This window comes from Kitasatospora sp. NPDC050543 (assembly GCF_044457565.1).
In the GTDB taxonomy this organism is placed as follows: Bacteria; Actinomycetota; Actinomycetes; order Streptomycetales; family Streptomycetaceae; genus Kitasatospora.
This window is the reverse complement of record NZ_JBITGZ010000002.1, coordinates 140,058-163,749: the sequence shown is the minus strand read 5'-3', so window position 1 is coordinate 163,749 and position 23,692 is coordinate 140,058. Positions and strand designations below refer to the sequence as shown.

The 23,692-nt window shown below is 73.7% G+C and carries 18 protein-coding genes and 1 tRNA gene; 8 read left to right on the top strand and 11 right to left on the bottom strand.

All coding sequences use genetic code 11. The features are described 5' to 3' along the window. Positions 1–223: 223 nt before the first annotated feature. Positions 224–1,144, bottom strand: coding sequence for an EamA family transporter (locus ACIBH3_RS03080; protein WP_396310090.1), 921 nt, complete (start codon positions 1,142–1,144; stop codon positions 224–226). 172 nt (positions 1,145–1,316) lie between these two features. Between ACIBH3_RS03080 and ACIBH3_RS03075 the strand changes: the two genes are divergently transcribed. From ACIBH3_RS03075 to ACIBH3_RS03065, 3 genes are all read left to right on the top strand, one after another. Then, positions 1,317–1,835, top strand: coding sequence for a MarR family winged helix-turn-helix transcriptional regulator (locus ACIBH3_RS03075; protein WP_396310089.1), 519 nt, complete (start codon positions 1,317–1,319; stop codon positions 1,833–1,835). 89 nt (positions 1,836–1,924) lie between these two features. Further along, positions 1,925–2,869 carry an RNA polymerase sigma factor SigJ gene (sigJ, locus tag ACIBH3_RS03070; RefSeq protein ID WP_396310088.1) on the top strand — a complete coding sequence of 315 codons (945 nt, stop codon included), beginning with the start codon at positions 1,925–1,927 and terminating at the stop codon, positions 2,867–2,869. 76 nt (positions 2,870–2,945) lie between these two features. Continuing rightward, a complete protein-coding gene (locus ACIBH3_RS03065; protein WP_396310087.1) occupies positions 2,946–4,034 on the top strand; it encodes an NAD(P)/FAD-dependent oxidoreductase in 1,089 nt (362 codons plus the stop codon). 97 nt (positions 4,035–4,131) lie between these two features. Here ACIBH3_RS03065 and lepA read toward each other — a convergent pair whose 3' ends face one another. Continuing rightward, on the bottom strand, positions 4,132–6,000 hold the full coding sequence (lepA, locus tag ACIBH3_RS03060; RefSeq protein WP_396310086.1) for a translation elongation factor 4: 1,869 nt from the start codon (positions 5,998–6,000) through the stop codon (positions 4,132–4,134). Between the two features lie 247 nt (positions 6,001–6,247). Between lepA and ACIBH3_RS03055 the strand changes: the two genes are divergently transcribed. The 3 genes from ACIBH3_RS03055 (at position 6,248) to ACIBH3_RS03045 (ending at position 8,320) form a co-directional block, all read left to right on the top strand. Next, positions 6,248–6,553 carry an antibiotic biosynthesis monooxygenase family protein gene (locus ACIBH3_RS03055; RefSeq protein WP_396310085.1) on the top strand — a complete coding sequence of 102 codons (306 nt, stop codon included), beginning with the start codon at positions 6,248–6,250 and terminating at the stop codon, positions 6,551–6,553. 338 nt (positions 6,554–6,891) lie between these two features. Continuing rightward, a complete protein-coding gene (gene rpsT / locus ACIBH3_RS03050) occupies positions 6,892–7,158 on the top strand; it encodes a 30S ribosomal protein S20 (RefSeq protein ID WP_396310084.1) in 267 nt (88 codons plus the stop codon). Between the two features lie 391 nt (positions 7,159–7,549). Then, a complete protein-coding gene (locus ACIBH3_RS03045) occupies positions 7,550–8,320 on the top strand; it encodes a hypothetical protein (RefSeq protein ID WP_396310083.1) in 771 nt (256 codons plus the stop codon). Between the two features lie 102 nt (positions 8,321–8,422). Here the strand turns inward: ACIBH3_RS03045 and holA are convergent, their stop codons facing one another. After that, positions 8,423–9,418, bottom strand: a complete 996-nt coding sequence (holA, locus tag ACIBH3_RS03040) for a DNA polymerase III subunit delta (protein ID WP_396310082.1) — start codon at positions 9,416–9,418, stop codon at positions 8,423–8,425. Between the two features lie 268 nt (positions 9,419–9,686). On the opposite strand from holA, the gene ACIBH3_RS03035 reads away from it, so the two are divergent. Then, complete coding sequence (locus ACIBH3_RS03035) at positions 9,687–9,923, top strand: hypothetical protein (protein ID WP_396310349.1); 237 nt, start codon at positions 9,687–9,689, stop codon at positions 9,921–9,923. A gap of 88 nt (positions 9,924–10,011) precedes the next feature. Here the strand turns inward: ACIBH3_RS03035 and ACIBH3_RS03030 are convergent, their stop codons facing one another. The 8 genes from ACIBH3_RS03030 to ACIBH3_RS02995 form a co-directional block, all read right to left on the bottom strand. Further along, positions 10,012–12,750, bottom strand: coding sequence for a ComEC/Rec2 family competence protein (locus ACIBH3_RS03030; protein ID WP_396310081.1), 2,739 nt, complete (start codon positions 12,748–12,750; stop codon positions 10,012–10,014). Positions 12,751–12,901: 151 nt separating this feature from the next. Further along, positions 12,902–13,489 carry a helix-hairpin-helix domain-containing protein gene (locus ACIBH3_RS03025; RefSeq protein ID WP_396310080.1) on the bottom strand — a complete coding sequence of 196 codons (588 nt, stop codon included), beginning with the start codon at positions 13,487–13,489 and terminating at the stop codon, positions 12,902–12,904. 592 nt (positions 13,490–14,081) lie between these two features. Beyond that, positions 14,082–14,927, bottom strand: a complete 846-nt coding sequence (locus ACIBH3_RS03020; RefSeq protein WP_396310079.1) for a DegV family protein — start codon at positions 14,925–14,927, stop codon at positions 14,082–14,084. 247 nt (positions 14,928–15,174) lie between these two features. Next, entirely contained in the window at positions 15,175–15,975 is an 801-nt protein-coding gene (locus ACIBH3_RS03015; RefSeq protein WP_396310078.1) for a hypothetical protein, read from the bottom strand. 409 nt (positions 15,976–16,384) lie between these two features. Further along, on the bottom strand, positions 16,385–19,264 hold the full coding sequence (leuS, locus tag ACIBH3_RS03010) for a leucine--tRNA ligase (RefSeq protein ID WP_396310077.1): 2,880 nt from the start codon (positions 19,262–19,264) through the stop codon (positions 16,385–16,387). A gap of 245 nt (positions 19,265–19,509) precedes the next feature. Further along, a complete protein-coding gene (locus tag ACIBH3_RS03005; RefSeq protein WP_396310076.1) occupies positions 19,510–20,799 on the bottom strand; it encodes a hypothetical protein in 1,290 nt (429 codons plus the stop codon). A 103-nt stretch (positions 20,800–20,902) separates the two neighbouring features. Then, positions 20,903–20,975 (bottom strand) — tRNA-Ala (locus ACIBH3_RS03000). A 92-nt stretch (positions 20,976–21,067) separates the two neighbouring features. Then, complete coding sequence (locus ACIBH3_RS02995) at positions 21,068–22,525, bottom strand: MFS transporter (protein WP_396310075.1); 1,458 nt, start codon at positions 22,523–22,525, stop codon at positions 21,068–21,070. Between the two features lie 102 nt (positions 22,526–22,627). Here ACIBH3_RS02995 and ACIBH3_RS02990 point away from each other — a divergent pair. Continuing rightward, positions 22,628–23,692 (top strand): helix-turn-helix transcriptional regulator (locus ACIBH3_RS02990; RefSeq protein WP_396310074.1); only part of this gene is annotated, 1,065 nt, incomplete at its 3' end.

Below are 23,692 nucleotides of genomic sequence, written 5' to 3'. Positions count from 1 at the left end.
GGGGGCGCGCCGCGGGCCGGGTGGGCGGCGCGGGGTCCCCCGGGCCGCGCAGGGGCCCGGGGGCGGGAGCGGGCGGTGGGCCGGCCCGTCTACTGGCCCCGGCGCTCTGGCGTGCCGTGCTCTGTTGTGCCGTGCCCTGGCGTGGTGTGGTGTGCTGTGCCCTGGCGTGGTGTGCGGGGCTGTGCCCTGGCGTGGTGTGCGGGGCTGTGCCGTGCCTGCCGGGCTACCGCCGGGCGGCGGGCGAGGCCGTGGGAGCCTCGGGGCCCACGGCAGCCGGGGCGGCCGGGGCGGCCGGGGTCTTCGCCGCCGGGCGGCGCTGGCCGAGCAGGACGCTGCCCAGGGCCACCGCCATGCCCAGCAGCTGGAGCAGCGTCAGCGACTGGCCGAGCGCGACCCAGCCGATGGCCGCCGCCGAGAGCGGGCTCAGCAGGCCGAGGAAGGCCACCGAGGTCGCGGGCAGCCGGCCGATGCCACGGAACCAGAGCCAGTACGCGAGCGCCGTGTTCGCGGTCGCCAGGTAGAGGTAGCCGGCCGCGTTGGTGGCGCTCAGCGCCGGCGGGAGCCCCTCGGCGAGAAGGGCGGCCGGCAGGAGCAGCAGCCCGCCCGCGGTGAGCTGCCAGCCCGTCAGGGCGAGCGGGCCGACCCCCTCCGGCCGGCCCCAGCGCTTGGCCAGCACCGTCCCGGCCGCCATGCACGCGGCCCCGGCCAGGCCGGCCAGCACGCCGACGCCGTCCAGCCGGGCGGTGGCCTTGAGCACCACCAGCGCCACCCCGCCGACCCCCGCCAGGCCCGCCGCGAGCGCCCGCCCGCTCAGCCGCTCACCCAGCAGCGGTACCGCCAGTCCCGCGGCCAGCAGCGGCTGCACCGCGCCGAGCACCGCCGCGACCCCGCCGGGCAGCCGGTAGGCGGCGATGAAGAGCAGGGCGAAGAAGACCCCGATGTTGAGGGCGCCGAGCACGGCGGCCTTCCACCACCAGGCGCCGCGCGGCAGTGTCCGGGTCACGGCGAGCAGCAGCAGCCCGGCCGGCAGGGCGCGCAGGGTGGCCGCGAGCAGCGGCCGGTCGGGGGGCAGGAGTTCGGCGGTCACGGCATAGGTGGAGCCCCAGGCGAGCGGGGCGAGCGCGGTGAGGGCGACGGTACGCATCAGGTGACTCCGGTTCAGGCTGCGCGGGTGGCGGGAACCGAGGCGGGTTGTGGAAGGGGCACCCCGCCTCGGACTAGAAGGCATGCAAGTAACTTAACAGTAAGCTACTTGTCGTCAAGCTACTTTCCGAAGAACTACTTCCCGCTAAGCGATCCTGTGGAAGACTCTCCCCATGGAGCAGCAGAACCAGGACCCCGCCCCGCGCCGCGACGCCGTCGACACCATCGCCGAGCAGTGGGCCCGGGTACGGCCCGACCTGCGGACCGAGGCGATGACCGCGTTCGGCCGGATCTTTCGCATCTCACGCGCCATGGGCGACCGGATGGAGCAGGCGTACGGCGCCTTCGGCATCGGCCGGGGCGAGTTCGACGTACTGGCCACCCTGCGCCGCTCGGACGCGCCGTACACGCTCTCCCCGCGCGAGCTGACGGCCAGCCTGATGCTGACCACCGGCGGCATGACCGGCCGGCTGGACAAGCTGGAGCGCGCCGGGCTGGTCACCCGCTCCCCCGACCCGAACGACCGGCGCGGACTGCGGGTCACCCTCACCCCCACCGGGCTGGAGCTGATCGACCGGGCCGTCGGCGCGGGCCTGGCCGAGCAGCAGCAGGCCCTCGCCGCGCTCGACGCGGACGAGGCGGCGCAGCTCAACCACCTGCTGCGCCGGCTGCTCGAAGCCACCACCGGCTGACCGGCTGACCGCCCGGGCCGGGCCGGGGAACGCCCGCCGGGCCGCTGACGGCTGATGACGCCCGAGGGCCTGGGCGATACCTTGGCCCGGTGAGTGACGACAGTTCAGCCCGTACGGGCGCCACCCCCGCGAACGCCTCCGCGAACACCTCCGTGAGCACCCCTGCGGATGCCTTCGAGGCGCAGCGGCGCTACCTGGGCTCGGTCGCCTACCGGCTGCTCGGCTCGCTCACCGACGCCGAGGACGTCCTCCAGGAGGCCTGGCTCCGCTGGCGCGCGGCCGACCGCTCCGCGGTGGACGACCCGCGCGCGTACCTGACCACCGTCGTCACCCGGCTCTGCTACGACCTGCTCGGCTCCGCCCGGGTGCGGCGCGAGTCCTACTTCGGCGAGTGGCTGCCGGAGCCGCTGGTCTCGGACGAGGACACCCCCGCCCAGCGGGCCGAGCTCGGCGAGTCCGTCTCGCTCGCGCTGCTGGCCGTGCTGGAGCAGCTCACCCCCGCCGAGCGCGCCGCGTTCGTCCTGCACGACGTGTTCTCGGTCGGCTTCGATGAGATCGCCGCCTCGCTGGAGCGCACCCCCGACGCCGCCCGCCAGCTGGCCTCCCGCGCCCGGCGCCGGGTCAGGGCCGGCGGGCGACGCGGCCCGGTCGACCCCGCCGAACACCGGCAGGTGGTGCGCGCCTTCGCCGCCGCCACCGCCGGCGGCGACATCCGCGCCCTGCTGGACGTGCTCGACCCGGACGTGGTCTGGCACTCGGACGGTGGCGGCATCGTCAGCGCGGGCGCCAGGCCCGTGTTCGGCGCGGACAAGGTCTCGCGGCTGGTGGCCGGCCTGGCCAGGAAGTTCGCCGACACCTTCGGCGTGGCGTTCGCACTGGTCAACGGCGAGCCGGGCCTGCTCTTCCATGACGCGGACGGCACGGTCGGCGGCGTACTCGCCCTCACCGTCGCCGACGGGCGGATCACCGAGGCGCACATCGTGGTCAATCCGCAGAAGCTCACGCATGTGACGAGGGTCACCGTCACACCCTGACCGGCTACCTCGTCCCCTTCTCGAACAGGCGCGATCGCAGCGCGATCGCGGCACTGCCGCAGCGGAGGAGGACGACATGACCGGCAAGCACATCGTCGTGGTGGGCGCGGGCTACGCGGGGCTGTCCGCGGCCACCCGGACCGGCCGGCGGCACCGGGTGACCCTGATCGCCCCCGAGACCCGCTTCCTGCACCGGATCCGCCAGCACGAGACCGCGGCCGGCCGCCCCGAGCACCGGCCCGAGATCGCCACCCTGCTGCGCGGGCGCCAGGTGACCCATCTGCGGGCGCGGGTCACCGAGCTCGACCCCGCCGGCCGCAAGGTCTTCCTGGACTCCGGCGAGAGCCTCGGCTACGACACCCTGGTGCACGCCCTCGGCAGCCGGACCGCCTGGCACGGCGTACCGGGCGCCGCCGAGCACGCCTACCCGGTGGAGCGCGCCGCCGGGCTGCGCGAGCGGCTGCGCAGCGCCCGCCGCGGGCTGCGCAGCGCCCGCCGCCCGGGCACCCTGGCCGTGGTCGGCGGCGGCCCGACCGGCATCGAGCTGGCGGCCGAGCTGGCCGAGGCGTACCCGGCGTGGCGGGTGCGGATCCTGGCGGCGGGCGAGGTGGGCGGCTGGTTCTCGCCCAAGGGACGCGCGCACGTCCTGCGGGTGCTGGCGCGGCTCGGCGTCCAGGTGCACGAGCACACGCCGGTGACGGCCGTCGCGGCGGACGGTCTCGGCACCGGCCGGGGGCGGGTCGAGGCCGACGTGGTGGCCTGGGCCGCCTCGATGGAGGCGCACCCGCTGGCCGCCGAGTCCGGCCTGGACGTGGACCCGCACGGCCGGGCCCTGGTGGACGAGTACCTGCGCTCGCTCTCGCACCCCGACGTCCACGTGATCGGGGACGCCGCCGCGGTCAGCGTCCCCGGCATCGGCACCCTGCGGATGGGCTGCGCGACCGCGCTGCCGATGGGCCAGTACACCGGCCGGCTGCTCAGCGGGCGGACCTCGAAGCCGTTCGACTTCAGGTACGCCGGGCAGTGCCTCAGCCTCGGTCGCGAGGACGGGCTGTTCCAGCTGATCCACGGCGACGACTCGATGCGGCGGACGGTGGTCACGGGCGCCGCCGGGCGGCTCATCAAGGCCGGCATCGTCCGCTACGTGGCCGGCTCACTGCGCTAGAGCCGGCGGCGATGGCTCCGGGCTACAGCCGCGGCTACGGCTACGCGCAGGGCCCGGGGCTGGTCGCCCCGGGCCCTGCGCGCTGTGCGGCCTACCGCTACTTCTTCTCCTTGGGAGCGTCCGCGTCGGTGGACAGCGCCGCGATGAAGGCCTCCTGCGGGACCTCCACACGGCCGACCATCTTCATCCGCTTCTTGCCTTCCTTCTGCTTCTCCAGCAGCTTGCGCTTACGCGAGATGTCACCGCCGTAGCACTTGGCGAGGACGTCCTTGCGGATCGCGCGGACGGTCTCACGGGCGATCACGCGCGAGCCGATGGCCGCCTGGATCGGCACCTCGAACTGCTGGCGCGGGATCAGCTTCTGGAGCTTGCCGGCCATCATCACGCCGTAGTTGTAGGCCTTGTCCTTGTGCACGATCGCGGAGAACGCGTCCACCGCGTCGCCGTGCAGCAGGATGTCGACCTTGACCAGGCTGGCGCTCTGCTCACCGATGGGCTCGTAGTCGAAGGAGCCGTAGCCGCGGGTCTTGGACTTCAGGTGGTCGAAGAAGTCGAAGACGATCTCGGCGAGCGGCAGGGTGTAGCGCAGCTCGACCCGGTCCTCGGAGAGGTAGTCCATGCCCTGGAGGTTGCCTCGGCGAGTCTGGCAGAGCTCCATGATCGCGCCGACGAACTCGTTCGGCGCGAGGATGGTGCCGCGCACCACCGGCTCGAACACCTCGGCGATCTTGCCGGTGGGGAACTCGCTGGGGTTGGTGACGGTGTGCTCGGTGCCGTCCTCCATGACCACCCGGTAGATCACGTTCGGGGCGGTGGAGATCAGGTCGAGGTTGAACTCGCGCTCCAGGCGCTCCCGGATGATCTCCAGGTGGAGCAGGCCGAGGAACCCGCAGCGGTAGCCGAAGCCGAGCGCGACCGAGGTCTCCGGCTCGTACACCAGCGCGGCGTCGTTCAGGCGCAGCTTGTCGAGCGCGTCGCGAAGCAGCGGGTAGTCGCTGCCGTCCAGCGGGTACAGGCCGGAGAACACCATCGGGCGCGGGTCCTTGTAGCCGCCGAGCGGCTCGGTCGCACCCTTGTGCATCGAGGTGATGGTGTCACCGACCTTGGACTGCCGGACGTCCTTCACACCGGTGATGATGTAGCCGACCTCGCCGACGCCGAGGCCGTCGGCGACCTTCGGCTCGGGCGAGATGACGCCGATCTCCAGCAGCTCGTGGGTCGCGCCGGTGGACATCATCGCGATCCGCTCACGCTTGGTGAGCTGGCCGTCGACGACACGCACGTAGGTGACCACACCGCGGTATGAGTCGTAGACCGAGTCGAAGATCATCGCGCGGGCCGGGGCGTTCTTGACGCCGACCGGGGCCGGGATCTTCTCGACCAGGTGGTCGAGCAGCTCCGGCACGCCGAGGCCGCTCTTGGCGCTGACCTTGAGGACGTCCGAGGGGTCGCAGCCGATGATGTGGGCGAGCTCCGCGGCGTACTTCTCCGGCTGGGCGGCCGGCAGGTCGATCTTGTTGAGCACCGGGACGATCGTGAGGTCGTTCTCCAGCGCCAGGTACAGGTTGGCGAGGGTCTGCGCCTCGATGCCCTGCGCGGCGTCCACCACGAGGACGGTGCCCTCGCACGCGGCGAGCGAGCGGGACACCTCGTAGGTGAAGTCGACGTGGCCCGGGGTGTCGATCATGTTGAGGATGTGGGTCGTACCCGCGCCCTCGCCGACCGTCGGCGCCCAGGGGAGGCGGACCGCCTGCGACTTGATGGTGATGCCGCGCTCGCGCTCGATGTCCATACGGTCGAGGTACTGGGCGCGCATCTGCCGGGGGTCGACCACGCCGGTGATCTGCAGCATCCGGTCTGCGAGGGTCGACTTGCCGTGGTCGATGTGGGCGATGATGCAGAAGTTGCGGATCAGCGCCGGGTCGGTACGGCTGGGCTCTGGCACATTGCTGGGGGTCGCGGGCACCTTGGTCCGATTCTCCGTTGGTCCGGGGGCCGGGGTGTCCGGATCATCGCTGACCGGCTGCTCCCGGGACCGGACGGTCTCGTCCGATCGAAATGGTTCCACCCATCTTCCCACGAGCCCGCGCCGCCTCGCTGTCCAGCTCTCACGCAGGCCGCCGAGGCCCACCGGCCGCCCGGCCGCCCGCCCCCGCCGAGTGTGGCCACCGGGACACCGCAGCCGTCCGCAGGCGGCCCGTAGACTCCGGGCCGTGATCCTGGAAAGCGCACTGCTCGACGTCCTTCCGGGCCGGGAGGACGAGTTCCTGGCAGCGTTCGCCGAGGCCAGGCCGCTGATCGCGGTGCAGCACGGCTTCCTTTCGCTGCGGCTGCGACGCTGCCTGGACGAGGGGCGCGACTCGCGCTTCCTGCTCCAGGTGGAGTGGGAGACGCTCGCCGACCACACCGAGGGATTCCGCCGCTCCCCGGAGTACCAGCGGTGGCGGGCGCTGCTGCACCACTTCTACGCGCCGTTCCCCGAGGTCGAGCACTACGGGGAGCCACTGCTCCTCGCATAGCAGCGGCTGCGCGGCGCGTGGGCGGGCATGCTTCGTGCATTCCTGCTTCGCGCAGGCCTGCTTCGCGCATTCCTGTCCTCGTACATGTCTGCGCGGCGCAGCCCGACGGACGGCGCGGTTCGGCGGACGGGCCCCGGTACACGGACGGCCTCCGGTACGCGGGCGGGCTCCGGTACACGGGCGGGCTCCGGTACGCGGGCGGGCTCCGGTTTGGGCCGGGGCCGAGGCCCCTGGTAGCGTTGGTCGCTGCACCCGGCTCTGGCATGCCCTCTCAGCTGACCCCGAGCCGACCGGTGCAACCTCGTTCAAACCATTACGAACAAGACTGAGGCTCCTTCGTGGCGAACATCAAGTCCCAGATCAAGCGCAACAAGACCAACGAGAAGGCGCGCCTGCGCAACAAGGCCGTCAAGTCCTCGCTGAAGACCGCTCTGCGCAAGGCCCGCGAGGCCGCTGCCACCGGCGAGACCGAGAAGGCCACCGTGCTGGCCCGCGAGGCCTCCAAGGCCCTCGACAAGGCCGTGAGCAAGGGCGTCATCCACGCCAACCAGGCCGCCAACAAGAAGTCGGCCATCACCAAGCGCGTCAACGCCGTCCAGGCCTGACGCCTCGGGGCTCCTGCCCCACCCCCTCAGGTCGAACCGGCCCTCTACCCGGAACCCTGAGGCGCACAGACTCGTACCGCACGCGGCCTGCGTTCGCCACGCGGGTGCGGTGCACAGATTGACCGCGGACTTGCCTGGTCACAGGCCGTTCGCCGACTGCCCGTCCGGATCACTCCGGGCGGGCAGTACGCATCTGCGGGCACGGCGGCACGCCCGGCACGGGGGCCCGGCCCGCGGACCTGCCCCAGCGGGGGACTCGCGGGTCATCCCGATATCGTCGTCGGACCGGGATCGCTCGCCGGACCGGCCGATCGCCTGATCGGGCGGGCAGCCGCGCCCGCGGTCCGGGCGGGGACGCACCCGCACTGCCGGACCACACAGGGGGATCTCCATGGCGACGCCACCGCAGGCCGGCTCGGGCTACGGGAGCTTCCCGACGCAGCAACCGCCGCCCTTCGCCGCTCCCGGGTACGGCCCCGCCATGGCCGCTGCACCCGGCGTGCCCGCCGCGCCCGCCGGCCGCAAGGGCGGCCTGCGCCGCAACGCGGGCTGGGCCTTCGCCGGCGCGGTACTGGCCTCCGGCGCCTGGACCGCCGCCGTGCTCGGCCTGCCGGGCCTGGTCAGCACCGCGAGCTCGCCGGAGAGCGTGGCCAAGTACCGCGTGGTGGACGATCTGTGCGAGACGGCCAAGTTCGTCAAGTTCAGCCAGCTCTACCCGTCGAAGGACGACTCGCCCTACCACCACAGCACCCGGCACTCCGCGCTGGACTCGATGTCCTGCAGTGCGTCGCAGAAGCGCACCGGCACCGGCGACAGCGACTACGCCACGCTGTACCTGGACATCAACCTGCACAAGGCCGTGAGCGCCCGCCCCGAGTTCGAGGCCGCCAGGTCTGCCCTCCAGCAGCAGCAGTACCAGATCAGCGACGTACCGAACCTCGGTGAGCAGGCCTTCGTCGCCTTCCGCGAGGAGCCCAGTGGCTCTGACAAGACCTGGCGCAGCGTCAGCCAGTTGCTGGAGGTCCGGGACGGCGGCATGACGCTCTACTTCTCCTGGAGCGGCAGCTACCAGCAGGGCAAGACGACCGCACCCGACCGGGAGACGATCAGGCAGGCACTGCTCGCCGACGGCCGGGACGCCCTGAAGGCGGTCGGCGGATGACGGCCCGGCGTTGAGGCGGCCAGTCGTTGGGGGCGTGAGCGGGAGAGCTCGTGAGCTCGTGAGCTCGTGAGCGGAGTGGGGCCGGCCTGCTTTCGGCGCTGCTCAGTAGGTGCGGGCGCCGGAGCGGGCGGCCTTCGCGACCGCGACCACGGCACGCTCCAGCGCGTAGGCCGGGTCGTCCGAGCCGCCCTTGACCGCCGCGTCGGCCTGCGCGATCGCCGTCAGCGCCGTCGCCACCGCGTCGCCCGTCCAGCCACGCATCTGCTGGCGCACCCGGTCGACCTTCCACGGCGGCATGCCCAGCTCGCGAGCCAGGTCGGCGGGGCGCATGTTCCGGCCGGTGGTGGCCAGCCGCCCGATGCTGCGGACGCCCGACGCCAGCGCATACGTGATACCGGTGGGCGGCTGACCGACCGCCAGCGCCCAGCGCAACCGCTCCAGCGCCTCGGCGGCCCGGCCGGTGACCGCGAGGTCGGCCACCTCGAAGCCGGTGGCCTCGGCCCGGCCGCTGTAGTAGCGGGCGACAACCGTCTCGTCGATGGTGCCCTCGACGTCGGCGGTCAGCTGGCTGCACGCGGCCGCCAGTTCACGCAGGTCACTGCCGAGGGCATCGAGCAGCGTCTGGCACGCCTCCTGGGTCGCGGACCGGCCGAGCGTACGGAACTCGCCCTTGACGAAGGCGAGCCGCTCCCCCGCCTTGGACAGCTTGGCGCACTGCACTTCGCGGCCACCCGCCTTGCGGCCCGCGTCGAGCAACCCCTTGCCCTTCGCGCCGCCGGCGTGCACCAGCACCATGATCACTTCTTCGGCCGGGGACTCGATGTACGCCTTGACCTCCTTCACGGAGTCGGCGGACAGATCCTGCGCGGCCCGCACCACGATCACCTTGCGCTCGGCGAAGAGCGAGGGCGTGGTGAGCTCGGCAAGGCTGCCGGGCTGGAGCGCACCGGGGGCGAGATCGCGTACGTCGGTGTCCGGATCCGCCGCCTTCGCCGCCGCCACCACCTGGGCGACCGCGCGATCGAGCAGCAGCTCCTCCTGGCCGACCGCAAGGGTCAGTGGGGCGAGCAGGTCGTCGGGTGCACTCTTCCTGGCCATCGCGTACCAGCATCCCACGCGCCACGGACACCTCCGGCGCCGTCCGGCATCGTCCGGCGGTGGGGAGGACCGGAACCGGCCCGGCACAGGTACGCGTACCGGTACCGGTGCGACGCGGGCCCGCAGGCGCCGGGAGCCCGGACGTGCTGCGCGGCGGCTCGCCGGAGCGGCTGTTCCCGGGTGCCGGGGTGGGCGGAAGTGCGTCGGACGGGGTCGGGAGAATGAGGGCGTGACCGAGAATGACAACATCGACCTCCAGGCCCGCCAGCTGCTCGTCCTGCCCGACCGCGACGCCGCCGACGAGGCCGCCGAAGAGCTCTCCGCCCGCCGGCTGGACCTCGGCGACCTTGAGGTCGTCCGTGACGCCCTCGCCGGCGAGGACGACGCCGAGGACGCGCAGTGGCTGGTGGTCGTGGAACCGCCGGAGACCGGGTGGACGACCGAGCTGCTGACCGTACTGGACGCCCTCGCCGCCGAGTACGAAGGCTGGCGCGAGGAGGGCTGATCCCGGCCCGGCCCTCCGAACTGCTCAACGCACTGCTCGGCGGACTCCTCACCGGACCATCCGACGTCGCCGGACCACCCGACGCCGGTCATCGCGCCTCCGGCCGGTCCGGCGGGTGGGTGGCCGCGCGGAGGGCCGCGGGGCTGTCGCCGAGGACGGCGATGTCCCCGGCCTGGTCCGTACGCAGGACGGTTGCGCCCAGGGCTCGTAGGCGGTCGACCGTCCTGGGGGACGGGTGGCCGTAGGGGTTGTCCCGGCCGCAGGAGATGAGGGCCAGCCGGGGGCGCAAGGCGGCCGCCAAGTCCCAGTCCTGGTTCGCCGAACCGTGGTGCGCCACCTTGAGGACGTCCACCCGGCCGGGCCTCAACCGGTTGAGCAGCACGGCCTGCGCCGACGGCTCCAGGTCGCCGAGCAGCGCGATGCGCAGGCCTCCCCCGGGCCGGTCGGCCCGCCCGACGGTCGCGAGCAGCGCGACGCTGGCGTTGTTCGCCCCCGGCGCGGCGGCGCCGTACGGCGAGCTCGACCGCGCGTCAGGCGGCGCGCCCGGGCCCGGCTGCGCGATGGCCCGGGCCGGCTGCTGGTCGTCCGGCCAGAGGACCTCCCAGGAGAGGGACGGTCCGGCCGTGCGGTGCTCGCCCCGAGCGGCACGCAGCAGTGGGACGCCGGCGGCCGCCGCCCACCCCCGCACTCTCGCCGCCTCACCCGGCGGCTCGTCCAGCGTGCTGCCCTCGATCGCGCCGACCTCCCGCCCGCGCAGCACCCCGGGCACGCCCTCCACATGATCCGCATGGAAGTGCGTCACCAGCAGCAGCGGCACGCTGGTGATGCCCAGATCCCGCAGGCAGGCGTCGGCGGTGCGTGGATCCGGGCCCGTGTCGATGACCACCGCGCTGTCCGGCGCGGCCTCCGGCTCACTCTCCGGGACGATCGGCAGCACCAGCATGTCCCCCTGGCCGATGTCGCACACCGCCAGCCGCCACCCGGCGGGCGGCCAGCCCGTGGTGATCCTGGTCAGCACCGGCGGGCGCAGCAGCAGGGCCAGCAGGACGAGGGCGAACACGCCGGCCAGGACGGCCCGGGCCGGGGCACCCGCGACCCGGCGCGTCCGGGGCTCCCGGGCGGCGGCGTCCGGTGCGGTGGGCGCGGGCAGCAGGAGTGGGGCGGCCCAGTAGGCGGCAAGGGTGGCCAGCGCGAGGACGACGGCTCCGGGCAGGCCACCGGGCCAGGAGAGTTGAGCGCCCGGCATCGCGGCACCGTGCCGGGCGACCACCGCCAGCCAACCCGCCGGGACGGCCGCCAGGTCGGCCAGGAATCCGGCGGCCGCGGCGGACAGCGGGTGGACCGCGAGCGCCGCGAAGCCCAGCAGGGTGGCCGGGGTGACGGCCAGTTCGGCGAGCAGGTTGCAGGGCACGGCGACGAGGCTGACCCTGGGCGCGAGCAGCACCGTGACCGGTGCGCAGAGCACCTGCGCCGCTGCGGCCGCCGCGAAGCCGGCTGCGAGGTGACGCGGCCAGCCGCGCTCGCGCAGTGCGGCCGCCCAGCGCGGACTGAGGGTCAGCAGGCCCGCGGTGGCGAGCACCGAGAGCAGGAACCCGTAGGAGTGGGCGAGGAAGGGATCCAGCAGGACCAGCAGCAGTACCGCGCCCGAGAGTGCCGGAACCGCCTGGCGGGAACGGCCGGTGCCGAGTGCGAGCAGCCCGATCAGGCCGGTGGCGGCGGCCCGCAGCACGCTCGGCTCCGGCCGGCAGATCGTGACGAAGCCCAGGACGACGGCCGTCCCGAGGACGGCGGTGCTGCGCAGCGAGAGCCCGAGCAGGGCGGCGAGCCCCAGGCGCTCGGGTGTGCCGGCCCGGCCGGGGGCGCCGAGCAGGACGAACAGGACGATCGACAGGTTCGCGCCGCTGACGGCGGTGAGATGGACGAGGTCGGTGGCCCGGAACGCGTCGCGCAGGTCGTCGGGCAGCCGGGAGGTGTCGCCGACGACCAGGCCCGGCAGCAGGCCTCGCGCATCGGCGGGGAGATGGTCGCAGGCCGAGCGGAGACCGGCCCGCAGGCCGCCCGCGATCCGCTGGACGAGGCCGGGCTGCGCCAGCACCCTGGGCGGCCCGTGCGCGAGGAGCAGCGCGGCCGTGTCGTCGTGGCCCTCCCCCGCCGGGAGGACCCGGACGTCGGCGGCGATCCGGGTGGACGGGAGCAGCACCTGCCAGCGCTGGGCGTCCTCGGCCCGGACCATGACGGTGACGGGGGTGCGGGTCCGGGTGGTGGCGGGCGGCTCGGCGCCCGCCCTGGTGGTCACCTTGTCGGCGATGGCGTCCACGGTGACCAGTGACTGGCCGGGGGCCGTCCCCCGGCTGCGCGACGTACGCGGTTCGGGGTCGCCCGCGATGGTGAGCTCGACGAGCAGGTCGGGTGGGGCGGCGGGAGCGCGGGCCGGCGGCTCGCCCGGGCGCGGCGCCGGCGGGTCCTCCGGTGGTGCGGCCAGCGCCGGCAGCGGTCCTCGATGCAGGTCGGCGGTGTGGAGCAGGGTGGTGGCGGTGGCAGCGGCTGCGGTGAGCAGCACGACGGCCAGGGTCACGGACGCGGCGCGGCGGCTGCTCGGCCCATGACGGTGCTGGGCTCGGAAGGTCCGCCCGCCGGATCGGGCCAGCAGGTACCCGGCCAGGGCGACGGCACCGACGGCCGCACCGGCCGAGGCGGCGCTGTGGCTCGGATCGAGGCTCAGCACCACCGCCGTGACCGCCCACGCCGAGGCGGTGGGCAGCAGCAGGCGGAGATCCGCCGGGCGGGGCGAGGTCGTCGGGTCGGGCGGGACGGCCTGGACAGGCACGCCGCGGGAGGAGGAGGAAGGGGCGAGCGGAGTGTCGGCGGGTGCGGGAATCAGGTCACCTCCGATCCGGTAGGCGGTACGGCGGGCCGGGCCGAGGCGGGTCGAGTCGAGTCGAGTCGATCAGGTGAACGTCAGAGTGGGTCAGAGTGGGTCAGAGCAGGAGCAGTGGCCGCAGCTCGGTGAAGGTGCGCTCGCCGATCCCACTGACCTCGCGCAGCTGGTCGAGCGACCGAAAGGGGCCGTGCGCATCTCGGTACGCGAGGATGCGCTGAGCCAAGGTCGGACCGACACCCGGCAGCGAGTCGAGCTGTTCGAGAGTGGCGTGGTTGAGGCTGAACGGCGCCTTGGACACACCCGTGGCAGCCGCCAGCGGCGCCGGCTCCCCTACCACGATCTGCTCACCGTCCGTCAGCACCCTCGCCAGGTTGAGGCCCTTGGTGTCGGCGTCGGGGAGCGGGCCGCCCGCCAGCCGCAGTGCGTCGGCCACCCTGGACCCGGTGGGGAGAGTGCGCAGGCCCGGCGCGTGGACCTTGCCCGCGATGTCCACCACCACGGCCGCGGAGGCCGCGGGCACGGCGGGAGCGGTCGTGCCGGCTCCCCGCACGACCTCCGCCGTCGGCGCCACGGCCGCGGGGATCGGCACCGCCTGCGGCCGGCCGAGCCAGAAGTGCTGCACGGCGTACCCGACGGCCAGCAGAAGCAGGACGGCCAGCCCCAGCACGGCGCGCCGATCCAGCATCAGCGACGGCCACCATGACCGAACGGGCCAGGAGCGCGCGTGGCTCGGCCCGGTGACGCGCCGCCGGCGCTCGGGCACGAGCAGGCCTTCGTCCAGGGGCGGCCCCGAGGGTTCCGAGGGTCGCGACTCGGACGGCGGAGCGTCAGGAGGCGGCTTCGGCAGCGGTCTCGGCCCCGGCTCCCGCCCCGCCCCCACCCCCGACGCCGGCTCCGGCTCCGGCTCCGGCCCGAGCGGCCAGCTGTCCGGGAGCTCGTCGGAGCCTGACGCCCCGATCGCGAGGTGCGGTGCCGAGGCCGGCAGCGGCTCGACGGCGAAGAGCGTGGAGATCCGGTCGCGGACGGTCTCAGCGGTCTCACGGCGCCTGGCGGCACCGGGTGTCAGGGTCCTCATGCCCGAGGACGGTACGGGCAGATCAAGCACCGCGGGGAAGTCGCCAAAAGCCTGTGGACAACCGGGCCCTGTGGATAACTCATGTCCCCCACACGGGTGATCAGCCACCCCGAACCGGCGGGCGAGCGGGCCCGAACCAGCCCCGGCCCCCGGCCGACCACCGCCCCGACCCCGCCCCGCCCCGCCCCGCCCACTGCGCCGATCAGCGCGGCGAGAGCACCACCGCGAGCAGCCCGGGGCCGACGTGCGCGCCGATCACGGCACCCACCTCACCCACGTACAGCTCCCGCAACCCGGGCACCCGCTCACGCAGACGCTCGGCGAGCGGCTCGGCCCGCTCGGCCGCGGCCAGGTGGTGCACGGTGATGTCCACCTCGCGCTCGCCCGCCTGCTCGACGGCGATCTCCTCCAGGCGCGCGATCGCCCGCGACGCGGTGCGGACCTTCTCCAGCGGCTCGATCCGCCCGGCCGACAGGTGCAGCAGCGGCTTCACCGCGAGTGCCGAGCCGAGCAGCGCCCGGGCGGCGCCGATCCGGCCGCCGCGGCGGAGGTGTTCGAGGGTGTCCACGTAGAAGAACCCGCTGGTCCGCGCGGCCCGCTGCGCGGCGGCGTCCGCCACCGCGTCCAGACCGAGACCGGCCTCGGCGGCCTCGGCGGCCGTCAGCACGCAGTACCCGAGGGCCATGCCCACCAGGCGGCTGTCCACCACTCGGACCGGAATCGGGGCCTGCGCGGCGGCGAGCACGGCCGCTTCGTACGTGCCCGACAGCTCGGCCGAGATGTGCAGCGAGACCACCCCGCTGGCGCCGGCCTCGGCGGCCGCGCGGTAGGCGGCGGCGAAGGTCTCGGGGCCGGGCCGCGAGGTCGTCACCCGATGCTTGGCACGCAGCGCTTCGGCCACGTCCTTCGGGGAGATCTCGACCCCCTCGGCGAGTACCTCGTCACCGACGGCGACACTCAGCGGCACGATGGTGATGCCGTGGCGGTCGACTGCGGGCTGCGACAGATAGGCCGTGGAGTCGGTGACGATTGCGAGGTCGGCGGGCATGAGCCGGAGGTTACTCCCCGTCCCGTCCGGAGGACAGCGCCCACCCCTCGCCGGCCGCCGCGACCACCGATGGACCGGATGACCCGGATAGCCGGATGACTAGCCGATCCGACCGGAGGGGAGGACCCACGAGCAAGCGCTGCCGCCCCGGGGCGCACCGCACCCGGGCGGCGCCACGGGGCGGCAGTCGCGCAGGCGAACGGTCCTCACCTCGCCGCAAGGGCCACCGGTGACCGCTCGGGCCGGCTCAGCCCGCCGAGGAGCCCGTGCTGGGCTTGCGCAGGCGCTGGGCCAGGCGGGTGGCCAGCGCGTCGGCGAGGCCGAGCGCCTCCTCCGCGCTCGGACGCCCGCCGCCCGAGGTCAGCCCGGCCCGCTGCGCCTGCGGCCGACCAGGCCCGCCGGCCGAGCCGGAGGAGCCCGCAGAGGCCCCCGCCCCGCCAGACGCCCCAGCGCCGGAGCCGGAGCCGGAGCCGCCACCAGCCCCACCCCCGGCTGCCGTGTCCCAGTGCCGCAGGGCACCGGCCTCGTTCTCGCACTCCTTGCTCAGGCGGGCCAGCTCGTCGTCCGCGAAGCGGTGCATCCGGTCCTGGGCTGCCCAGCGCATCGTCTCGGCGGAGTGGGTGATCCGCTCGGCGCGCTCACGCAGCTCCGGGAGCTTGGCGGCGATCCGCGCGGTGTCGGGCTCACGCTCCAGCAGCCGCAGCTCACCGTCCAGTTCGCCGGCGAGCGCGTCGAGCCGGGCCAGCAGCCCCAGCGACTCGGCCAGCTGGCTGTCCTCGGCGAGGCCGCCCTCCAGCACCTGCCGGGTGCCGTCGAGCGAGGTCCGCAGGCCGAGCCGGACGGCGGAGATCTGGCCCTGCGGTCCGGGCTTGGTGTACGTCTTCGCCCGCAGCGTGACGTTCTCGACGGCGCGCCGGGCGTTGGCCTCGTGCCGCTCGACCTTCCTGGCCATGGACTTGGCGGCCTTGACCGTGCCGACCACCGCCAGGGTCAGCACCGCGACACCGAAGAGCAGGGCGAGAGCGAACACCACACCGAGCACGTCCATCACGAGCCACCTTCCGCCGAACCGAGCGCACCCGGGCCGGGCACACCGCGCCTACCACCACCGGCCGTGGAGCACTGGCCGACGCGGTCACCGAGGCTTCCACCGTAGTCGCCCCGGCGCTCCCCCGGGCAGGTCAAACCGGGCAACGCCCCGGAGATCAGGGACAGATCGGGGATTACCCCGACCCCAACGCCATCCCACGCGCCCAGCCCACACCCATCCCTCACGCCCGCCCGAAACGCCCGCCCCACTCATTCCACCCACGCGCCCCACGCACACGCCCGCCGGTGCACGCGATACCCCAGCCGGGTTCCTCCCGGCCCCGCACCACGGCAGGAGTCACCGCACACAACACAGCGCGGCCCCGCCGGAATCCCGGCGGGGCCGCACCACGTCACACCGACCAGGGTCAGCCCGTGACGATGTTCACCAGCTTCGGAGCGCGCGCGATGACCTTGCGCACCGGCGCGTCACCGATCGCCGCGACGACGGCCGGGTCGGCCAGCGCCAGCGCCTCCAGCTCGGCATCGGAGATCGTGGGGGCGACCTCCAGGCGGGCCTTGACCTTGCCCTTGATCTGGACGACGCAGGTCACGGCCTCGTCGACCACGTACGCGGGGTCGGCGACGGGGAAGTCGGCGAAGGCCAGCGACTCGCGGTGGCCCAGGCGGCGCCACAGCTCCTCCGCGATGTGCGGGGCCAGCGGGGCGACCAGCAGCACGATCTGCTCGGCCACCTCGCGCGGGGTGGAGCCGCGCTTGACCAGGTAGTTGTTCAGCTCGATCGCCTTGGCCACGGCGGTGTTGAAGCGCAGCGCGGCCAGGTCCCCGCGGATGCCGTCGATCGCCTTGTGCAGGGCGCGCAGCGTCGGCTCGTCGGCCGGTTCGTTCGTGACGACCAGCTCGCCGGTGGTCTCCGAGACGACGTTGCGCCACAGCCGCTGCAGGAAGCGGTACGAGCCGACCACCGCGCGGGTGTCCCAGGGGCGGGAGACGTCCAGCGGGCCCATCGACATCTCGTACAGGCGCAGGGTGTCGGCGCCGTACTCGTCCGCGATCTCGTCGGGCGCCACCGCGTTCTTGAGCGACTTGCCCATCTTCCCGGCCTCGCGCTTGACCGGCTCGCCCTGCCAGAAGTACTGGCCGTCGCGCTCCTCGATCTCGGCGGCGGGCACGGGGAAGCCCCGCTCGTCGCGGTAGACGTCGGCGGTGATCATGCCCTGGTTGAACAGCTTGTGGAACGGCTCGACCGAGGAGACGTGGCCCAGGTCGTGCAGCACCTTGTGCCAGAAGCGGGCGTACAGCAGGTGCAGCACGGCGTGCTCGGCGCCGCCGACGTACAGGTCGACGCCGCCGGCCGGCTTCTCGGCCGTGGGGCCCATCCAGTACGCCTCATTGGCCGGGTCGACGACCTTGGCCGGGTTCGCCGGGTCGATGTAGCGCAGCTCGTACCAGCAGGAACCCGCCCAGTTGGGCATGGTATTGGTCTCGCGGCGGTAGGTCCTGACGCCGTCGCCCAGGTCCAGCTCGACGTTGACCCAGGCCTCGTTGCGCGACAGCGGGGTCTTCGGCGAGGAGGTGGAGTCGTACGGGTCGTAGGTGTGCGGCGAGTAGTCATCGACCACGGGCACCTCGACCGGCAGCATCGACTCGGGCAGCGCGTGCATCACGCCGTCCTCGTCGTAGACGATCGGGAAGGGCTCGCCCCAGTACCGCTGGCGGCTGAACAGCCAGTCGCGCAGACGGTAGTTGACGGTGCCCTCGCCGATGCCGCGTCCGCTCAGCCAGGCGGTGGCGGCGGCCTTGGCGGCCACCACGCCCAGACCGTCCAGCGACAGGTCGTCGTGGGCGGAGTTGACGATCACCGAGTCGTAGGTGTCGAAGGCGTCGTCCCACTCGGCCGGGTCCTGGCCGCGACCGTCGGTCGGCTCGACGACGCAGCGCATCGGCAGGCCGAAGGCGCGCGCGAAGGCGAAGTCGCGGTGGTCGTGGGCGGGGACGGCCATGATGGCGCCGGTGCCGTAGCCCATCAGCACGTAGTCGGCGATGAACACCGGGACGGGCTCGCCGCTGACCGGGTTCACGGCGTAGGAGCCGGTGAAGACACCGGTCTTGACCTTGGCCTCGACCTGGCGCTCGACGTCCGACTTGGCGGCGGCGGTGGCCCGGTAGGCGGCGACGGCCTCGCCGGGGGTGGCGGCGCCGCCGGTCCACTCGGCCGGGACGTCCGCCGGCCAGGCGGCCGGGACGATGGAGTCGACCAGCTCGTGCTCGGGGGCCAGCACCATGTAGGTGGCGCCGAACAGGGTGTCAGGGCGGGTGGTGAAGACGGTGATGGCGTCCTCGCCCACCGCGAAGTCGACCCGCGCGCCCTCGGAGCGGCCGATCCAGTTGCGCTGCTGCAGCTTGATGGCCTCGGGCCAGTCCAGCATGTCCAGGTCGGAGATCAGGCGGTCGGAGTACGCGGTGATCCGCATCATCCACTGGCGCAGCTTCGACTTGAAGACCGGGAAGTTGCCGCGCTCGGAGCGGCCGTCCGCGGTGACCTCCTCGTTGGCCAGCACGGTGCCCAGGCCGGGGCACCAGTTGACCGGTACCTCCTTGGAGTACGCCAGCCGGTACTCGCCCAGCACGTCCTCGCGCTCGGCGCCGGACAGCTCGGACCAGGCCCGGCCGTCGGGGGTCGGCCGGGAGCCGGCGGCGAACTCGGCGATCAGCTCGGCGATCGGGCGGGCCTTGCCGGCCGCCTCGTCGTACCAGGAGTTGAAGATCTGCAGGAAGATCCACTGCGTCCAGCGGTAGTACTCCGGGTCGATCGTGGCGATCGAGCGCCGCGAGTCGTGGCCCAGGCCCAGCCGGCGCAGCTGCTTGCGCATGTTGATGATGTTCGCCTCGGTGGAAATCCGAGGGTGGGTGCCCGTCTGCACCGCGTACTGCTCGGCCGGCAGGCCGAAGGCGTCGTAGCCCAGCGTGTGCAGCACGTTGTGGCCGGTCATCCGCTGGTAGCGGGCGTACACGTCGGTGGCGATGTAGCCCAGCGGGTGGCCCACGTGCAGGCCGGCCCCCGACGGGTACGGGAACATGTCCATGATGAAGCTGTGCGGCCGCGCCGCCACGTCGCCGGCACCGGGGTCGGCCAGCGAGCCGCTCGGGTTGGGGGCGTCGAACGTCCCCTCCTTCTCCCAGACGTCCTGCCAGCGGGACTCGATCTCCGCCGCCAGGGTGGCGCTGTACCGGAAGGGCTCGGTGGCGGCCTCGGCCGCGCCGGAAGCAGGGGTCGTCTCGCTCATGATCCTTCAAGCTCCATCGATGTCAGTTAGCGAACCGGAGGCCGGGGCGGCCGGGGCTCCCGGGGCGGGACCAGTTGGTCCCGGCAGGCCCGGAAAACAAAAAAGCCCCTCGCAGGAGGGGACGCCACGCCGACTCCGGCGCCCGCCCGAGGGCTCAGCCGGTCCTGGTCAGCGCGGCCGGCTAAGGAGCAGGCGCACGGTTCGCATGGGCTCAGGGTACCGCAAGCCCGCCAGGCCCCCGGCGGTTATCCCGCTCTGCAGGCCGCGTCGAAGTCGCGCAGCGCCCGGGCCACCCGGGCCGACTGCATGCCGGCGGCCAGCAGCCTGGCCTCGTCGGCGATCGCGGCGGCCCGTTCCCACTCCCCCGTACGCCGGTGGGAGTCGGCGAGGCGCACCATCAGCAGTGCCTTCGCCCTGGCCCGCTCGGGTGCCAGCGCCGCCACCGCGCCCGCGAGCAGCACCCGGGCGCGTTCGTGGTCGCCGAGGAACAGGTACGCCTCCCCGACCATGCCTTCCAGGTCGGCCCGCTCCTGCCCGTGGCCCGGCTCGCCCTCCAGTGCCAGGAACGCCCGCTCGGCGACCGCCTCGGCGCTGATCTGCTCGCCCTTGCGGCCGTGCGCGCGGGCGATCCGGCCGAGCTGGAGGGCGCGTTCACGCGGGGTCAGCACCTCGTCGGCGGCGCGCAGCGCGGTGGAGAGCATCGCGACCGCGTCCAGGCCGCGCCCGCCCGCGTTGTGGGTGGCCTGCACGGCGAGGCAGCCGACCACGCTCACGCCCAGCCTCGGGTCGCCGCTGACGTGTGCGGCCCTTAGCGCGGCGACGAAGGCGCGCTGCGCGGCGGCGTCGTTGCCCATGTCGTAGTTGGCCCAGCCGACCAGCCGGGCCAGCCGGCCGGCCGCGCCGTACAGCTCGCGCCCGAGCCGCTCCTGGTACGCGCCGAGCTCCAGCAGCTTGCCGACCATCGCCAGTTCGGCCTTGGCCGGGTCGAGCACCAGGCCGCCGCCGCAGGCGCGCTCCAGGCGCTGCTTGCTGTCATGGGAGAGCCTGAGGTCGGCGAGCTGCTCGGGGGCTATCCGCAGCGCGCCCTCGCCGCCGGTGACGGGTGGCGGCGGGGAGGCCCAGTGCCGGGCGGCCTGTTCCAGTTCGTCGCCCCGGAAGAGGTCGGTCAGCCGGACGGGCCCCGCGTCGGCGCCGGCCTCGGCCAGCGCGGTCTGCGCGGTGTCGGCCGTCCACGGGTCGGTGAGCAGCCGCGGGGAGAGGATCCTGGCGCCGCGGTTGCTGCCCATCCGGCCCCAGAGCTGCTCGTACGTGACGGCGATGCCCAGGGTGCGGCTGAGCACCTCACAGACCGTCTGGTCGTGCGGGGCCCGCGGGACCATGCCACGGTCGCGCCACTTGTAGGGGGCGGTGGAGCTGATCGCCAGTCCGACGGGCAGCGCGAGGTTGACCTCGCGGGCCAGCCGCTCCGGGTTCCAGGCGAGTTGGTGCAGGATCCGGGCCAGCTCGTCGTTCCGCTTCCGCGCCAGGTCGGCCATGACACGACCGTAGCGCCCGCCCGCGCGGCCCGGACAGGGGCCCCCGGTGCCTGGGAACGCCGAAGGCCGCCCCCCGGTGCGGGAGGCGGCCTTCGGTGATCTGTGGAGCTACGGGGAATTGAACCCCGGACCTCTTGCATGCCATGCAAGCGCTCTACCAACTGAGCTACAGCCCCTTGACCTGCGATGTCACCGAAACGTTCCCTCGGCGACATCGACTACTTTACACGGTCGAAGGGGTGCTCCACTAATCCGTTCGGGTGCCCGGCTAGCGGGCCCGCACCGCCCGCTGGGAGCGGGCGGCGAACAGTCCCGCCAGCAGGAAGCAGGCCGCGACGGCGACGGCGGTGACCAGCAACGCGTGCCCGGACACCCGGGCCGGGGCGGGCAGCCGCGCCTCGCCCAGGAAGATCGTGCCCAGCAGCGCCACGCCGACCACCTGGCCGAGCTGGATCACCGTCACCATCACACCGCTGGCGTCCGCCGCGTCGGCCGGCGCGACCCGGCCCAGGGCCCGGGCGAACAGCGGCGCGTAGGCGCAGCCCGCCACCAGCCCGAGCCCGGTCATCAGCGCCACGGCCACCGGGCCGATCCGCAACCCGTCGCTCAGCAGCGCCCCGAGCAGCAGGTAACCGGGGCCGACGATCAGCGCCGCGAGCAGCGGCAGCGGGGGGTGCAGCCGGCCCGGCAGTCGCTGCCAGTGCAGGCTGGAGACCCCGAATCCGACGGCCACCGGCGCGGACAGCAGGCCGGCCCGCAGTGCGCTGTGGCCGAGTCCGGCCTGCTGGTGCAGGGCGAAGGCGAAGAGGAAGCCGGAGAAGGCCGCCATGATCATGAAGATCGCAGCGGCGGCCGGGAGCAGCCCCGGCGCCCGCAGCACCCGTCCGGAGATCAGCGGCTGGCCGCCTCGCCGGGCGATACCCCGCTCCACCACCGCGAACAGCACGAAGAGCAGCGCACTGCCCGCCAGCATCGCCCAGCCCCAGGTGGGCCAGCCCAGCTCGTGGCCGAGCACCAGCGGCACCACCAGCAGCCCGAGGGCGGCGGCCAGCACCACCACGCCGGGGATGTCGAAGCGCCGGCTGCGATCGCCCGGCAGCTTCGGCAGCAGTCGGGCGCCGGCCGCCAGCAGGGCCAGGCCCAGTGGCACGTTGACCAGGAACACCGGCCGCCAGCCGGTGCCGAACAGATCCGCGTTGACCAGCACCCCGCCGAGCACCTGGCCGACCGCCATGCCGCCGGCCAGCACCGCCGAGTACAGCCCCAGCGCCCTGGTCCTGGCGGCGCCGGTGAAGGTCCGCTGCACCAGGCTCATCACCTGGGGCACCATCAGCGCCGCGCCCACCCCCTGGAGCAGCCGGAAGCCGATCAGCGAGCCGGTGCCCGGCGCCAGCCCGCAGGCGAGCGAGGCGGCGGTGAAGGCGGCCAGACCGAGCTGGAAGAGCCGGCTGTAGCCGTACCGGGCGCCGAGCCGGGCACCGGTGATCAGCAGCACCGCGTACGCGATGGTGTAGCCGGCGATGACCAGTTGCAGCGCGGCGCCGGAGGCGTTCAGGTCGGTGCGGATGGTGGGCACGGCGACGTTCACGATGGAAACGTCGAGCACGGCCATGAACTGGCCGCTCAGCACGAGGGCGAGGAGCAGGCCGGGCCTGGCCGTCCGGGCCGGCGCGGAGGGTCCCGTCGGCACGGCGGGCGCGGCTGGTCTGGTCTGAAGGTCCGTCATGGGTCCAGTCTCCGGCGGCGCCGGTACCGGTGGTTAGAGCCTGCTGATCCTGGTACCGACAGCACCTGTCAGCACCGTCCCGGGTACGGCACGATGTGCCGTATGACCACCCTCGACGAGAGCCCCGCCCCGACGCCCCGGCCTCAGGACCGTCGCCGGACCGAGCTGGCCGGCTTCCTCAAGGCCTGCCGGGCCAGGGTCACCCCGGAGGAGGTCGGACTGCCGCCCGGGCTGCGCCGGCGCACCCCGGGGCTGCGCCGCGAGGAGGTCGCGCAGCTCGCCGGGGTCGGGGTGACCTGGTACACGTGGCTGGAGCAGGGCCGGCCGATCAACGCCAGCGCGCAGGTACTGACGGCGGTGGCCAGGTCGCTGCGGCTGGACCGCACCGAGCGGGATCACCTGTTCCGGCTCGCCGGGGTGACGGTCGACGCCGCCGCGCAGCCCGCGCACCCCACCCTCGATCCGTCGACGCAGGTGATCCTGGACGCCCTCGCGCCGCTGCCGGCCGCGGTCTGCAACAGCCGCTACGACGTGCTGCTGCACAACGCCCCGTACGACGCGCTGTTCGGCGCCGGCCGGCCGCTCGCCCCGACCGGCGGGTTCAACAGCCTGTGGTGCACCGTCAGCGCACCACCCTGCTGCAATCCCTTCCTGAACCTGGACGAGGAGCTGCCCAGGATGGTCGGGGTGCTGCGGGCCGCGTACGGCAAGCATGTCGGCGAGCCGGCCTGGGAGTACTACATCGAGCAGCTGACGGCCGTCAGCGAGCGCTTCCGCGAGCTGTGGGCCCGGCAGGAGGTGGCGCCGGCACGGACCGCGCTGAAGGTGTTCCGGCACCCCGTGGTGGGCGAGCTGCGGATGAAGGCCGCCTACCTGACCATCCCCGCGGCGCCCGAGCACTACATGGTGGTGTACACGCCGGAGGGGTCGCAGGACCGCGAGCGGATCGAGCGGATGTCGGTACCCCCCCGCCGGCGCCTACCGGTGCTCCCACGGCGCCTGAACGGGGCCCCGCGCCCGGCCATGACACCGGGCCCCGGACACGCGGAAGGGGGGGCCCCCCCGGGGGGGGGGCGGGGGCCCCCGGGGGGGGGGAGCGCCGGGGGGAAAACCAGCAACCAAACAAAAACAAAAACCCCAGCACAAACAAAAAACAAAACCAAACCA

Excerpts from the sequence above, each read along its gene's own strand:
- ACIBH3_RS03015 (WP_396310078.1), bottom strand. The coding sequence starts at position 15,975 with ATGGACGTGCTCGGTGTGGTGTTCGCTCTCGCCCTGCTCTTCGGTGTC.
- ACIBH3_RS03020 (WP_396310079.1), bottom strand. The coding sequence starts at position 14,927 with ATGCCCGCCGACCTCGCAATCGTCACCGACTCCACGGCCTATCTGTCG.
- ACIBH3_RS03080 (WP_396310090.1), bottom strand. The coding sequence starts at position 1,144 with ATGCGTACCGTCGCCCTCACCGCGCTCGCCCCGCTCGCCTGGGGCTCC.
- leuS (WP_396310077.1), bottom strand. The coding sequence starts at position 19,264 with ATGAGCGAGACGACCCCTGCTTCCGGCGCGGCCGAGGCCGCCACCGAG.
- ACIBH3_RS03065 (WP_396310087.1), top strand. The coding sequence starts at position 2,946 with ATGACCGGCAAGCACATCGTCGTGGTGGGCGCGGGCTACGCGGGGCTG.
- ACIBH3_RS03025 (WP_396310080.1), bottom strand. The coding sequence starts at position 13,489 with ATGCTGGATCGGCGCGCCGTGCTGGGGCTGGCCGTCCTGCTTCTGCTG.
- ACIBH3_RS02995 (WP_396310075.1), bottom strand. The coding sequence starts at position 22,525 with ATGACGGACCTTCAGACCAGACCAGCCGCGCCCGCCGTGCCGACGGGA.
- ACIBH3_RS03045 (WP_396310083.1), top strand. The coding sequence starts at position 7,550 with ATGGCGACGCCACCGCAGGCCGGCTCGGGCTACGGGAGCTTCCCGACG.
- ACIBH3_RS03005 (WP_396310076.1), bottom strand. The coding sequence starts at position 20,799 with ATGGCCGACCTGGCGCGGAAGCGGAACGACGAGCTGGCCCGGATCCTG.
- holA (WP_396310082.1), bottom strand. The coding sequence starts at position 9,418 with ATGGCCAGGAAGAGTGCACCCGACGACCTGCTCGCCCCACTGACCCTT.
- ACIBH3_RS03075 (WP_396310089.1), top strand. The coding sequence starts at position 1,317 with ATGGAGCAGCAGAACCAGGACCCCGCCCCGCGCCGCGACGCCGTCGAC.